The sequence below is a fragment of the Streptomyces sp. NPDC050759 genome (genome assembly GCF_044456945.1).
GTDB lineage: Bacteria > Actinomycetota > Actinomycetes > Streptomycetales > Streptomycetaceae > Streptomyces.
The window spans coordinates 233,654-246,865 of record NZ_JBITGI010000004.1 but is presented as its reverse complement, the minus strand read 5'-3'; the positions used below and the strand labels follow the sequence as shown (position 1 = coordinate 246,865).

The following is a 13,212-nucleotide window of genomic DNA, read 5'->3' as shown; positions in this document are numbered from 1 at the left end:
GGGGAGGGAACCGTGTTTGGCAACCACGTCGTACCACTGGGGACCGGGGGGTTTCTGTGCGGCAGGGGGGAATAGTCCGCCCCTATCCGTCGGCGCGCGAGCGTCTGGCGAATGGGGCGATCAGCCAGTCGGCGAACGACTGGGAACAGCGGTACCGCCGTACCGTGATCATGAGCGACACCATCACCACCGCCTTCGTGGTGGAGGGGATCGGCAACTTCTTCGGGGTCCGGGACGCGGCCAACTGGCACGAGAAATGGGGGATACTCGCCGTCGGCACCGAGCTGCTGGTGCTGGGAGCGCTTGCGGTGGGCCGGGCGTGGGCTCCGGCCGTGCTCGGCCAGGGTGCCGAGGAATTCCGCCGGCTGGGGCGCTCGCTGTTCGCGGCGACCGTCGTGCTGGCGCTCGGCGGGATAGCCCTCACCTCACGCAACATCAAACTCTGGATCTTCGTCGCGATCCCCGCTATCGCGCTGGTCACCATGACCGCGCGGTATGTCCTCCGCCTCAGGCTGCACAGACAGCGCAAGGAAGGACAGTGCCTGAGACCGGTGCTCGCCGCCGGGAGCCCGGCCACCGTGCGCGACCTGATCGCCCGCACCCGAAAGTTCCCGCATCTCGGCTGGCGGGTGGACGGGGTGTGCACGACGGACGGTCTCGGAGTCGACGGTGACGAACTGGACGGAGTGCCGGTCGTCGGCCGGCTGGAGGACGTCGCCAAGCACGTCCACCACGACGGCTACCGTGTCGTCGCGGTCACACCCGACCCGCACTGGTCACCGCACCGCCTGCAGCGGCTGGCCTGGAACCTCGAGGGCAGCGATGCCGAGATGGTCGTGGCCCCCGTGCTGATGGAGGTCGCCGGCCCGCGACTGCACGTCGACGCGGTACTGGGGATCCCGCTCCTGCGGGTCAGCATGCCGACCTTCACCGGGGGGCGCCGGGCGATCAAAGGGGTCGTCGACCGGGTGGGCTCGGCGATCCTGCTGATGCTGTTCGCGCCACTGATGGTGCTCGTCGCGCTGCTCGTGCTGGCGGACAGCCGGGGCGGGGTGTTCTACCGCCAGCGCAGGGTCGGCAAGGACGGCCGCGAGTTCACCATTCTCAAGTTCCGCACCATGGTCCCCGGGGCTGACGGGGCACGTGCCGAACTGGCCGACCGCAACGAGGGCGCGGGGCTGCTGTTCAAGCTCCGCCGGGATCCGCGGGTGACCCGGGTGGGATCGGTGCTGCGCCGGTACTCGCTCGACGAACTCCCGCAACTGTTCAACGTATTGACCGGATCGATGTCGCTCGTCGGTCCGCGGCCTCCGCTGCCGGAGGAGTGCGCCGCGTACGACCCGGACATCCGGCGGCGGCTGCTGGTCAAGCCCGGGCTCACCGGCCTGTGGCAGATCAGCGGACGCAGTGACCTGCCGTGGGAGGAGGCGGTCCGCCTCGACCTGCGCTACGTGGAGGACTGGTCGCTGGCCCTGGACACAGTGATCTTGTGGAAGACGCTGCGTGCGGTGCTGCACGGGCAGGGGGCGTACTGATGCGCGAGGGACTGCTGCTCAACCGTCCCGTCGGGGCGCCAACCGCAGGCCACAAGGGCCTGCCTGGGGGAGGGGACGCGTCATGAAGGTCAGCGTTTTCGGGCTCGGCTATGTGGGCTGTGTTTCGGCCGCGTGCCTGGCCAGCATGGGTCACGAGGTCATCGGCGTCGACGTGAACCAGGTGAAGGTCGACCTGGTCAACGACGGCAAGGCCCCGGTGGTCGAGGAACGGATCGGCGAGCTCATCAGCGAGGTCGTGCGGACCGGAGCGCTGCGCGCCACCGCCGACGTCCGTGAGGCGATCATGGACAGCGAGGTGTCGCTGGTCTGCGTGGGCACGCCCTCGGAGCCCAACGGCAGCCTGTGCACCACCTACTTGGAGCGGGTCACCGAGGAGATCGGCGCCGCACTCGCCGAACGGGGCGGGCGTCACACCGTCGTGTTCCGCAGCACCATGCTCCCGGGCACCTGCCTGAACCTGCTGGTACCGATCCTGGAGAAGTACGTCGGCGGCACGGCCGGCGTGGACGTAGGGGTCGCGGTCAACCCGGAGTTCCTGCGCGAGGGCACGAGCGTGCGGGACTTCTTCGACCCGCCCAAGACCGTGATCGGCGAGCTCGACGCGGCGAGCGGCGACGCGGTGCTGGCCCTCTACGACGGCCTGCCCGGCGAGGTGTTCCGGGTGCCGGTCCCCACGGCCGAGGCGATCAAGTACGCGGACAACGCGTTCCACGGCCTCAAGATCGGCTTCGCGAACGAGCTGGGCGCGGTGTGCCAGGCGCTCGGGGTGGACTCGCACCAGGTGATGGACGTCTTCCTGGCCGACCGCAAGCTGAACATCAGCCCCGCCTACCTGCGGCCCGGCTTCGCCTTCGGCGGCTCCTGCCTGCCCAAGGACCTGCGCAGCCTGGTCCACGCGGCACAGCGGGCCGACATCTCGGTGCCCATCCTGGCCCACGTGCTGCCCTCCAACGCCGCACATCTGCAGCGCGCGGTGGAGCTGGTCGAGCGCACCGGCAAGCGCCGGGTGGGAATGTTCGGGCTGTCCTTCAAACCCGGCACCGACGACCTCCGCGAGAGCCCGCTCGTCGAGCTGGCGGAGAGGCTCTTCGGCAAGGGGTACGACCTCAAGATCTACGACGCCAACGTGAGCCTGTCCCGGCTGATCGGTGCGAACCGCGAGTACATCGAGACCCGGCTGCCGCACCTGGCGCAGCTGCTGGCGAACTCCGTCGACGAGGTGCTCGAGCACGCCGAGGTGTGCCTGGTCGGGACCAAGGACCCGGCCGTCCTGTCGGCGCTGCCCCATGGCGACGGCCCGGTGATCGTCGACCTCATCCATCTTCCCGACGCCGACAGGCGTCGGACCGAACCGGGGTACATAGGCCTTGCTTGGTAACACGTCGTTTGACGACACAGCCGGCGGCGACGGGTCGAACCGACGCGCGCTGATCCTGGTGGAGAACCTGTCGGTGCCGTTCGACCGGCGGGTGTGGCAGGAGTGCACGACGCTGCGTGACGCGGGCTGGACGGTGCACGTCATCTGCCCTCAGGGGGAGAAGCGGGACACGGAGCCGGAGGCGGAGATCGACGGGGTCCGCATCCATCGCTACCCGTTGCGCGCGGCCACCGGAGGACCGGCCGGTTACCTGCGGGAGTACGGATCGGCGCTGTGGCACACGGTCCGGCTGGCCCGCAAGGTCGGACCCGTAGACGTGGTCCACGCCTGCAACCCGCCCGACCTGCTGTTCCTGCCGGCACTGTGGATGAAGCGGCGCGGCGCGCGGTTCGTCTTCGACCAGCACGACCTGGTACCGGAGCTGTACCTCTCCCGGTTCGACCGCGGTGAGGACCTGCTCTACCGCGCCGTGTGCGCGCTGGAGCGGCGGACCTACCGGGCCGCGGACATCGTCCTCGCCACGAACGAGAGCTACCGGGACGTCGCGATGCGCCGTGGCGGCCGGCGCCCTGAGGACGTTTTCGTGGTGCGCAGCGCACCCGCGATCGAGCGGTTCCAACCGGTGCCGCCAGAGCCGGAGTTGAAGCGCGGCAAGCCTCATCTGCTGTGCTATCTCGGGGTCATGGGCCCGCAGGACGGTGTCGACTACGCCCTGCGCGCCCTCGCGAAGCTGCGTGACGAGTTCGGGCGGACCGACTGGCACGCGGTCTTCGTCGGCGCCGGCGACGCCTTCGACGCGATGGTGGAACTGTCCCGGCGGCTCGGGCTCTCCGAGCAGGTGGAGTTCACCGGGCGCGTTCCGGACGCCGATCTGGTGCGCTACCTGTCCACCGCGGACGTGTGCCTCTCTCCCGACCCGCGCAATCCGCTCAACGACGTGTCGACCATGAACAAGGTCCTGGAGTACATGGCGATGGGCCGGCCGATCGTCTCGTTCGACCTGAAGGAGGCGCGCGTCTCCGCCGGTGACGCCGCCGTCTACGCGCCTGCCAACGACGAGGCCGAGTTCGCCAAGCTCATCACGGTGCTGCTCGACGATCCGCAGAAGCGGGCCGAGATGGGCGAGATCGGTCAGGAGCGGGTCAGCGGTCCGCTCTCCTGGCGCAATTCGCAAGCCTCGCTGCTCGCCGCCTACGCCGCTGCCTGCGGTGACCGCACTGCGGTGGCGGCCGGCAAGGCGGTCCGGACAAGGAAGAGGCCGGGGCGTTGAACGAGGACACGATTCGTCTGGTCACGATCGGGCGGATGCTCCGTCGGCGGTGGCGCCTTCTCGTCACCCTCGCCATGGTGGGCGCGCTCGTCGGCTACGGCACCTCCGTGCTGTTCCCACCGCGGTACACGGCGTCGGCATCGGTCCTGTTGCCGGGGCAGTGGGAGGAGCGCGCGCTGCTCACCCAGGTGGATGTCGCGACCAGTTCGACGGTGGTGGACAAGGCGGCCACCGCTCTCGACTGGAGCGGCGTCAGCGGCACCGATCTGCGGGATCGCGTGAGCGCCAAGGCCTCCGACGGGAACATCATCAAGATCTCGGGTACGGCCGACACCCCGAAGCGCGCGCAGCAGCTTTCCGACGAGGTGGCCCAGCAGTTCGTCACGTTCGCCGCGCGGGTCTCGGGCGGCAGCACCGGCTCCGCGGCGGCCACGGGAACCGAGGCGCTGCGCAAGCAGGTGGAGGAGACCAACCGCCGCATCAGCGACCTGGCCAAGGAGGCAGATCCGGGGCAGTCCGTGGAGAGCGTGCAGGCCCGCACGGCGCTCGAGAGCCTGCGCAGCTCGCTGGAGGACGCCATGCAGAAGCTGGACCAGGCCGACCCGGCGACCGACAAGGCCGGCATGGTCGTCATGGGCCCGGCACCCCGGCCGACCGGCGAGGAGCCCCCGACGAGGGTGCAGCTCATCGCGGGCGGGGCACTGCTGTTCTTTCTGTTCGCGGTCATCGGCCATCTCGTTGCCGCCCGGATGAACCGCCGGCTGCGCACCGAACCGGAGATCGCCGCGGCGCTGGGCTCGGCGGTCCTCGGCACCGTGGACGTGCCGGGTGAACGGGGCGCGCAACGGAGGGAAGGCAGGGGCCCGCGGGCCTGGATCCGCCGATTCCTCGGCGTCGACACCCGGTGGGACCTCCCCGTTCCGCAGCGGTCCGGCGACGAGGCCGACAGACGGATCCGTTACCGGCGGGTGTGCGCTCGCCTCAGGGAACAGCTGCCGAACCCCCGGCGGCTGCTGGTCGTCGTACCGGACGGTGACGAGATCGCCCGCCGGGCCGCCGGACAGCTCGTCGCCGAGGCCAAGAGCGATCCGCAGCTGCGGATGGTGGAGGTCTCGGTGGACCGGCCGACGGTGCCGGACCGAGTCAACGAGTCCGGTGCCGTGGTCGTTCTCAGCGCGGGCAGCTGGACCGCGGAGGAGCTCGCCGGCATCGCCGAGGCGTGCGCGGACGGCAGGCACGAGGTCGTCGGCGTCGTCGTGGCCGGCATGGTCCAGGCCCGCCCCACGCGCTCGGCCGGCCAGCTTCCGGACGACGCCACCCTGGCGCTCGCGATGCCCGGCCACGCGACGGGAGGTTCGGCGTGACGACAAGTACGGCTTCGGAGTCGTCGGCTGCCACTCCGCTCATCGACCTGCAGTCGCTGGTGGTGGCGGTGCGCAGGCGCCGCCGCCTGTGGTCAGCCATGGCGCTGCTCGGACTGCTGGCCGGCGCGGCGGTGGCGGTCCTGATGCCGCCGCCGCCGACCGCGGTGACCAAGGTGCTGGTCGCGCACGAGCAGGACCAGCCGAACGACCCCGGAACGCTGATCAACACCGATGTCCAGCTGCTGGGGACCACGCGGATCGCCGCATCGGCCCTGAAGTCCCTCAAGTCCCCGGAAAAGCCGGAGGACTTCATGCGGGACTACCGGGGCACCGGCCTCAGCAACAACCTGATGGAGATCACTGCGACGGGCGACAGCGAGGCGGAGGCGGTGGCCCGGGCCAAGGCGCTGGCCGACGCGTTCGTCGCGGACCATGTGAAGCGGGTGCGGGACACCGCGAAGGCCGAGGCCAAGGCCCTGGTCGACCAGGAAAACCGCATGCGGAGCGAACTGGCCAAGATCAACAAGGAGATCGGGGACTCGCCGGAGAGCGACCCGCAGGCGTCGGCGAGCCTCGAGTCGCTCTTCGCCCGCCGCGCCGAACTCAACTCGCGCATCTCCGACTTCGACCAGCGTGCCGCGGAGGCACGCATCGGCACGCCCAACGTCATCGCCGGCACCCAGATCGTGGACGCACCGCGCGCGGTGCGGCACTCCCTGCCCAAGGCGGCCGCCACCGATGCCGCGATCGGGCTCGTCCTCGGGCTCGTCCTCGGGCTCGCGCTGGCCGCGGTCGGCGTTGTGGTGACGGACCGCCCCGTGCTGCGCCGGGACATCGCGGCGAACCTGGGCGCCTCGGTCATCGCGGAGCTGCCCCTGCGGTCGGGCAGGCTGTGGCGGCGCCGACGGACCCGGGCGACACGCGAACGGCTCACCGCGACCCTCGCCCGCACCGTGCGCGGCTCCGCGGAACCGGTGTCGCTGCTGGAACTGGGCTGTGCGCGCAACGCGAGCGTGATCGCCCTGGACCTCGCCAGGGCGATGACCGCGGAGGGGCCCGTCGTCATCGTCGACGGTCTGCCCGATCCGCACCTCGCGCAGCACCGCCCGAAGCCGGGAGACCCCACCGTGGTCAGCGGCGAGCGCGCCGCGGCCGTGCCGCCCCAGGAGCGCCGGCTCGGCGTCGGCTCGGTGGCGCCCGGCACGGCGTGGACCGACCTGCAGTACCTCGGCACCCAGACCGTGCTCGTCGTGCGGGCCGGGCACGGCACCGCCGCATGGCTGCACACCGTGGCGCGGCAGCTCGCGGACCAGCGCATCCCGGTGATCGGTGTGGTGCTGATCGACCCGGATCCGCGTGACCGGACCGACGGCACGCTGTGGGACGGCCTGCACACCGCGCTGCGCGGCCGGAGCGAGCGGCCGGCCCGGCAGAACGGGACGGGCCGGCGGCGGTTGGAGCGGGAGCCGGTGTGGGCCGCACAGGGCCAGGACAACGACCAGGAAGCGCGGTAGGACATGTGTGGCATCGCAGGTACGTACCGCTGGCCGGACGGGAAGGCCGTGACCGACCGGCTCACCGACACCCTCGCCCACCGCGGTCCGGACGGGGCGGGCCGGTACGGCCACCCCGCCGGTGACGGCGAGGTCCAGCTCGGGCACCGTCGGCTGGCCATCATCGACCTGTCCGAGACCGGCGCCCAGCCGATGGTCTCGGACGGCCTCGCCCTGACCTACAACGGCGAGCTCTACAACGCGCCCGAGCTGCGTGCCGAGCTGGCGGCCGCCGGGGTGCGCTTCCGCGGTACCTCCGACACCGAGGTGCTCCTGGAGGCCTGGCGGCGCTGGGGCACGGACTGCCTGCCCCGGCTGCGCGGCATGTTCGCCTTCGGGATCTTCGACGAGCGAACCGGTGAACTGGTGCTCGCCCGCGACCAGTTGGGCATCAAGCCGCTGTTCCTGCTCCGGCGCGGTACGGGCCTGGTGTTCGCCTCCGAACTCAAGGCGCTCGCCGCCGCGACCGGCGGGACGCTGGAGGTGGACCACGCGGCGCTGGTGGCCTCGCTGCTGTACTACTGGGTGCCGGACTCACGGTGCGCGTTCCGCGAAGCGGAGAAACTGCCGCCGGGGAGCTGGCTCAGGTGCCGCCCCGACGGCCGGGTGGAGCGCGGCCAGTACTGGAACCTGAAGGACGTCGCCGCCGAGGGCCAGGAGCGGGCCCGGGCCGGTGAGCAGCCGGACATCGCCGCCGTCGTCGAGGAGTCGACCCGGCGCCACCTGCTCTCCGACGTACCCGTGGCGACCTTCCTCTCCGGCGGTCTCGACTCCAGCTATCTGACCGCGCTGGCGGCCCGCGACCATCCCGGGATCTCCGCCTACACGATCGGGTTCCGCGCCGAGGACGCCAAGTTCGAGGCGATGCCGGACGACCTGCGCTATGCCCGGCAGGTGGCCGAGCAGTTCGGCGTCGACCTGCACGAGATCGAGATCGCCCCGAACGTGCTCGACCTGCTGCCGAAGATGACGCACCACCTGGACGAGCCGATCGGCGACCCCGCCGCGATCAACACGTTCCTGATCTGCTCGGCCGCCCGGGAGGCCGGGGTCAAGGTGATGCTCTCCGGGATGGGTGCCGACGAGCTGTTCGCCGGGTACCGCAAGCACCTGGCCAACCTGCTCGCACTGCGCTACCAGCGCGTGCCCCGGCCCCTGCGGCGCGGGGTGTCCGCGGCCGTGGACCGGCTCCCGGTCGCCACGAGTCGCCGGGGGTTCCGGTCGGTGCGCTTCGCGAAGCGGTTCCTGTCCTTCGCCGATCTGCCGGAGGAGACCGCGTTCCGGCGCAGCTACACCATGTACGACCAGGACGAGCTGCTCGCCCTGGTCGACCCGGACCTGGCCGGGACGGTCGACGACGTGCTGACCGAGCACGCGGACATCTACCAGGACAACGACCTCGACGACTTCGTCAACCGCATGTGTCTGGGCGACGCCCGGATGTTCCTGCCGGGCCTGAACCTCGCCTACACGGACCGCTCCAGCATGGCCGCCTCGACCGAGGTGCGGGTGCCGTACGTGGACGTCGAGGTGGTCAAGGCGGCGTTCGCCGTGCCCGGCGACCGCAAGATCGTCGGACGGCAGGGCAAGGCGGTCCTCAAGGAGGCGGCCACCTCGATCCTGCCCCGGGAGATCGTGTACCGGCCCAAGGGCCTGTTCAGCGCCCCGCTGCGGGCCTGGATGAGCCGCGATCTGGCCCCGCTGGTGCGCGAGGTGGTGAACGACGGCGTGCTCGTCAACTCCGGGATCCTGCGCCGCGACGCGCTGGCGCGGATGGTCGCCGAGGACGCCGCGGGGCAGCAGGACTTCTCCAAGCATCTGTGGCATGTGCTGACGCTCGAGTACTGGTATCGCGACGCGACCTCTGGCTCCGGCCAGAGCCAAGCGGCCTGACGGCGTGGAAACAAGAGGAGCTCGGGTGAAACAGGTTGTTCAGAACTACAAGAGCGGCGAGCTGGCGGTGCTCGACGTGCCGGTGCCGGGATGCAAGCCGGGCGGTGTGCTGGTCCGCAGCGTCTACTCGCTGATCTCGACCGGGACCGAGCTCATGAAGGTGTCCGAGGCCGGCATGTCGATGCTGGGCAAGGCCCGCTCCCGCCCTGACCAGGTGGCCAAGGTCATGCAGAGCGTGGCCACCAACGGGGTGCCCGCCACGTACCGCAAGGTGATGGGCAAGCTGGACTCCTACACGCCGCTGGGCTACTCGCTGTGCGGGGTGGTCGAGGAGGTCGGCGCCGGCGTCGACGACGTGAAGGTCGGCGACCTCGTGGCCTGCGCCGGCAACGAGCACGCCCTGCACGCCGAGCTGAACTGGGTGCCGAAGAACCTCTACGCCCCGGTGCCGGACGGCCTCGCGCCGCGGCACGCCGCCTTCGGCACCGTAGGGTCGATCGCGATGCAGGGCGTCCGCCAGGGCGAACCGCAGCTGGGCGAGGTGGCGCTGGTCATCGGCCTCGGGCTGATCGGGCAGCTGGTGGTGCAGCTCCTGACCGCCTCGGGAGTCCGCGTCGTCGGGGTCGACCCCGACCCGTCGCGCTGTGAGCTGGCCGAGCGCCTGGGCGCCGCGGCCTGCGGCGATCCCGAGTCCGCGGCCGTGGAGGCCGCCGTCGCCGAGCTCACCGGCGGTCACGGCGTGGACCAGGTGTACCTGGCCGCCGGCGGTGGCAGCAACCAGCCCGTCGAGCTGGCCGCCCGGCTCTGCCGGGACCGCGGCCGGGTCGTCGACATCGGCAAGTGCCGCCTGGACCTGCCGTGGAACGCGTACTACGAGAAGGAGCTCGACGTCCGGTTCTCCCGCAGCTACGGCCCCGGGCGCTACGACCCGGCGTACGAACTGGAGGGTCGGGACTACCCGATCGGTTACGTGCGCTGGACCGAGCGCCGCAACCTGGCGTGCTTCCTCGACCTCGCCGCCCGCGGCAAGGTCGACGTGGAGCCCCTGATCTCCCACGTCGCCGACTTCGACGACGCCGTCGAGACCTATCAGCGCCTGAAGGACGGCGACCTGAAGGCCATCACCGCGCTGTTCCGGTACCCCGAACAAGGGGTGGAAGCGGAATCTCCGGCGGTGGCCGTGCCCGCGGTGAAGGTGAAGCCGAGTCCGGCCCGGGCCACCCGGACGCAGGTGAAGCTGGCGTTCGTCGGCGCCGGGAACTACGCCACGTCGATGCTGCTGCCGCACCTGGCACAGCGCGACGGCGTCGAGTTGTCGACCGTCGTCACCACGACGGCGTTGTCCGCGGCCAACGCGCAGCGGAAGTTCGGCTTCGCCGAAGCGACCACCGACCTCGACGCCGTGCTCGGCGACAAGTCCATCGACGCGGTGTTCGTGGTGACGCGGCACAGCTCGCACGCCGACCTGACCCGGAAGGCGCTCCTCGCCGGCAAGACGGTGTTCGTCGAGAAGCCCCTGGCGCTCACCGAGGACGAGCTGGCCGGTGTGCTCGCGGCGGTGGAGGAGTCCGGCAACGACCGGCTGCAGGTGGGCTTCAACCGCCGGTTCGCCCCCCTGCTGCACGAGGCCAGGCAGCAGTTCGGCACCCGCACCGGCCCGGCGAGCCTGCGCTACCTGGTCAACGCGGGCCGGCTGCAGCACGGCAGCTGGTACCTCCAACAGGGCACCGAGGGCTCACGGTTCGCCGGTGAGGGCGGACACTTCATCGACACGGCGAGCTGGCTGCTCGACGCCGATCCGGTATCGGTGTACGCGGTCGCCCCGTCCGGCAACGAGGACCTGCAGGTCCTGCTGAGCTACCCGGACGGGTCCACCGCCACCATCAGTTACGTCACCACCGGCGCGGCCGGCTTCCCCAAGGAGACGCTGGACCTGGTCGCGGACGGCAAGGTGCTGCGGCTCGACGACTTCGTCCGGGCCTCGGTCTACGGCCGCAAGAAGTGGGTCAGTTCACGGCTGCCCAAGGCCCGGGACAAGGGCCAGAACGCCGAACTGGCCGCGTTCATCAAGGCCGTGCGGACCGGCGGGCCGATGCCGGTGCCGCTGGAGTCCCTGGTCGCCACCACGGCCGCCACCCTCGCCGTGCAGGCCGGCCTGGCCGGCGGCGCGCCGGTGACCTTGGCGAGGGCGTAATGACGATGAGCGCGGGCTGGTACCTGCGGCGGCTGTCCCGTATGGGGCCGCGGGAGGTCGGCGGCCGGGTGGGCGACGCGGTGCGCAGGCGGCGGTGGCGGTCGGCGCCGCCCGACTGCCCGAGCGTGACCGGCGCCCGGTTCACCGCGGTCCTGCCCGCCGGGACGATCGCCGCGGTACCTCCGGACGCCGCGAAACGTCTCATCGCCGAGGCGGACCGGCTCATGGACGGGCACGCCGAGTACTTCGGGGTGGTCCGCGACGACATGACCGACCCGGACTGGTGGTGCGACCCGAAGACCGGGCGCCGGGCTCCCTCGGGCTACGCCTTCGACGTGCCGTACCGGAACGAGGACGCGGTCGGGGACATCAAGCAGATCTGGGAGCCGTCCCGGCACCAGTACCTCACCGTGCTCGCCGCCGCTTACGCGGTCACCGAGGACGAGCGGTACGCCGAGCGCGTGGCCGAGCACCTGCGGTCGTGGTGGGAGGCCAACCCACCCCTGCGCGGCGTGCACTGGATCAGCGGCATCGAGCTGGGCATCCGACTGCTGTCCTGGGTGTGGATCCGTCGCTTGCTCGACGGCTGGCCCGGCGCGGCCGGCCTGTTCGAGGGCAACCAGGTGGCGCTGAACCAGATCTGGCACCACCAGCGCTGGCTGGCCGCCTTCCCCAGCCGGGGCTCTTCGGCGAACAACCACGTCATCGCCGAGACCGCCGGGCAGTTCGCAGCGGCCTGCGCGTTCGACTGGTTCCCCTCGTCGGAGCGTTGGCGGGCCGGCGCGCTGCGGTCGCTGGAGCGGCATCTGCGTGGCAACACCTACCTCTCCGGCCTCAATCGCGAGCTGGCCACCGAATACCACGGACTCGTCCTGGAGCTGGGCCTGGCCGCGGTGGCCGAGGCGGACGCCGCCCGCGTGCCGGTCCCCCCGACCGTCCGGCTCGTACTGCTGCGGATGACCGACGCGCTCGCGGCCGTCGTGGACAACCGGCTGCGGCCGCCGCGCCAGGGAGACGCGGACGACGGACACGGTCTGGTCGTGGACGGGCCGGACACCGACCGCTGGGCCTCGCTGCTGGCCACCGGGGACGCCGTGTTCGGCCGGCTCGCCTGGTGGCCGACGGTGACCGGCACCGATGTGCGCACCCCGCTGCTGGCCGCGCTGATCAAGCCCGGCGCACCGGCGGTGGCCCGCCCGGAGAGCCGGCCGGCCCACTTCGCCGACGCCGGCATGACCATCCTGCGCGGTCCGCAGGAGATCTGGTGCCGCTGCGACGGCGGTCCGCACGGCTTCCTGTCCATCGCCGCGCACGCCCACGCGGACGCGCTGTCCGTGGAGGTCCGGCACGACGGCGTCGACGTGCTCGCCGACCCGGGGACGTTCTGCTACCACGGGCAGCCCGAGTGGCGGCAGTACTTCCGTTCGACCCTCGGCCACAACACCCTGCAGCTGGACGGCGGTGACCAGTCCGTCTCCGGCGGCCCGTTCCTGTGGACCCGGCATGCCGAGAGCCGCGTCCTGGCCGCGGACACGTCCGGCACCTCCGACGCGGCAACGGCCCGCTGGTGTGCCGAGCACGACGGTTATCAGGGCTCCGTGCACCGCCGCACGGTGGAACTGAGCGCTGAGAGCCAGGAGTTGAAGGTGGTCGACGAAGTGCGCGGCCCGCGCCGGGACGTACGCCTCGCGTTCCACCTCGGTCCGGCGATCGCCGCGGACCTGGTGGGCAACAGGGCAGTGCTCACCTGGATCGTGGACGGCGAAGGACGCTCCGCGGTGCTCGACCTGCCCGGGCAGCTGTCCTGGCGGGCCCATCGCGGCGAGACCGACCCGCCGCTCGGCTGGTACTCCGCCGGATTCGGGCGCAAGGAACCCTCGACGACGCTCGTCGGCACCGGGTTCGCCGACGGCACGGAGGGCTTCACCACCGTGCTCGTGTTCCGCGGCTTGGAGGTGTCGTGAAAGTCACCTGCCATGCCCGCGGTGTCCGGTGCGTGCCTTC

At 71.4% G+C, this 13,212-nt stretch carries 8 protein-coding genes; all 8 read left to right on the top strand.

All coding sequences use genetic code 11. From position 1 onward, the window contains the following. Nucleotides 1–56 precede the first annotated feature (56 nt). The 8 genes from ACIBJB_RS14615 to ACIBJB_RS14580 all read left to right on the top strand — a co-directional run bounded on the left by ACIBJB_RS14615 (nucleotide 57) and on the right by ACIBJB_RS14580 (nucleotide 13,172). Complete coding sequence (locus ACIBJB_RS14615) at nucleotides 57–1,535, top strand: sugar transferase (RefSeq protein ID WP_398930274.1); 1,479 nt, start codon at nucleotides 57–59, stop codon at nucleotides 1,533–1,535. An 82-nt stretch (nucleotides 1,536–1,617) separates the two neighbouring features. Next, complete coding sequence (locus tag ACIBJB_RS14610; RefSeq protein WP_398930272.1) at nucleotides 1,618–2,934, top strand: nucleotide sugar dehydrogenase; 1,317 nt, start codon at nucleotides 1,618–1,620, stop codon at nucleotides 2,932–2,934. Then, entirely contained in the window at nucleotides 2,924–4,204 is a 1,281-nt protein-coding gene (locus tag ACIBJB_RS14605; protein ID WP_398930270.1) for a glycosyltransferase family 4 protein, read from the top strand. Before ACIBJB_RS14610 ends, ACIBJB_RS14605 begins: the two co-directional genes overlap by 11 nt. Continuing rightward, on the top strand, nucleotides 4,201–5,568 hold the full coding sequence (locus ACIBJB_RS14600; protein WP_398930268.1) for a Wzz/FepE/Etk N-terminal domain-containing protein: 1,368 nt from the start codon (nucleotides 4,201–4,203) through the stop codon (nucleotides 5,566–5,568). The genes ACIBJB_RS14605 and ACIBJB_RS14600 overlap by 4 nt, the downstream gene beginning before the upstream one ends. Next, nucleotides 5,565–7,082 (top strand): Wzz/FepE/Etk N-terminal domain-containing protein, encoded by a 1,518-nt coding sequence (locus ACIBJB_RS14595; RefSeq protein WP_398930266.1) that lies wholly within the window; start codon nucleotides 5,565–5,567, stop codon nucleotides 7,080–7,082. The genes ACIBJB_RS14600 and ACIBJB_RS14595 overlap by 4 nt, the downstream gene beginning before the upstream one ends. 3 nt (nucleotides 7,083–7,085) lie before the next feature. Continuing rightward, nucleotides 7,086–9,014, top strand: coding sequence for an asparagine synthase (glutamine-hydrolyzing) (asnB, locus tag ACIBJB_RS14590; protein WP_398930264.1), 1,929 nt, complete (start codon nucleotides 7,086–7,088; stop codon nucleotides 9,012–9,014). Between the two features lie 25 nt (nucleotides 9,015–9,039). After that, nucleotides 9,040–11,208 (top strand): bi-domain-containing oxidoreductase, encoded by a 2,169-nt coding sequence (locus ACIBJB_RS14585; RefSeq protein ID WP_398930262.1) that lies wholly within the window; start codon nucleotides 9,040–9,042, stop codon nucleotides 11,206–11,208. Next, on the top strand, nucleotides 11,208–13,172 hold the full coding sequence (locus ACIBJB_RS14580; RefSeq protein ID WP_398930260.1) for an alginate lyase family protein: 1,965 nt from the start codon (nucleotides 11,208–11,210) through the stop codon (nucleotides 13,170–13,172). The genes ACIBJB_RS14585 and ACIBJB_RS14580 overlap by 1 nt, the downstream gene beginning before the upstream one ends. The last annotated feature ends 40 nt before the right edge of the window (nucleotides 13,173–13,212 follow it).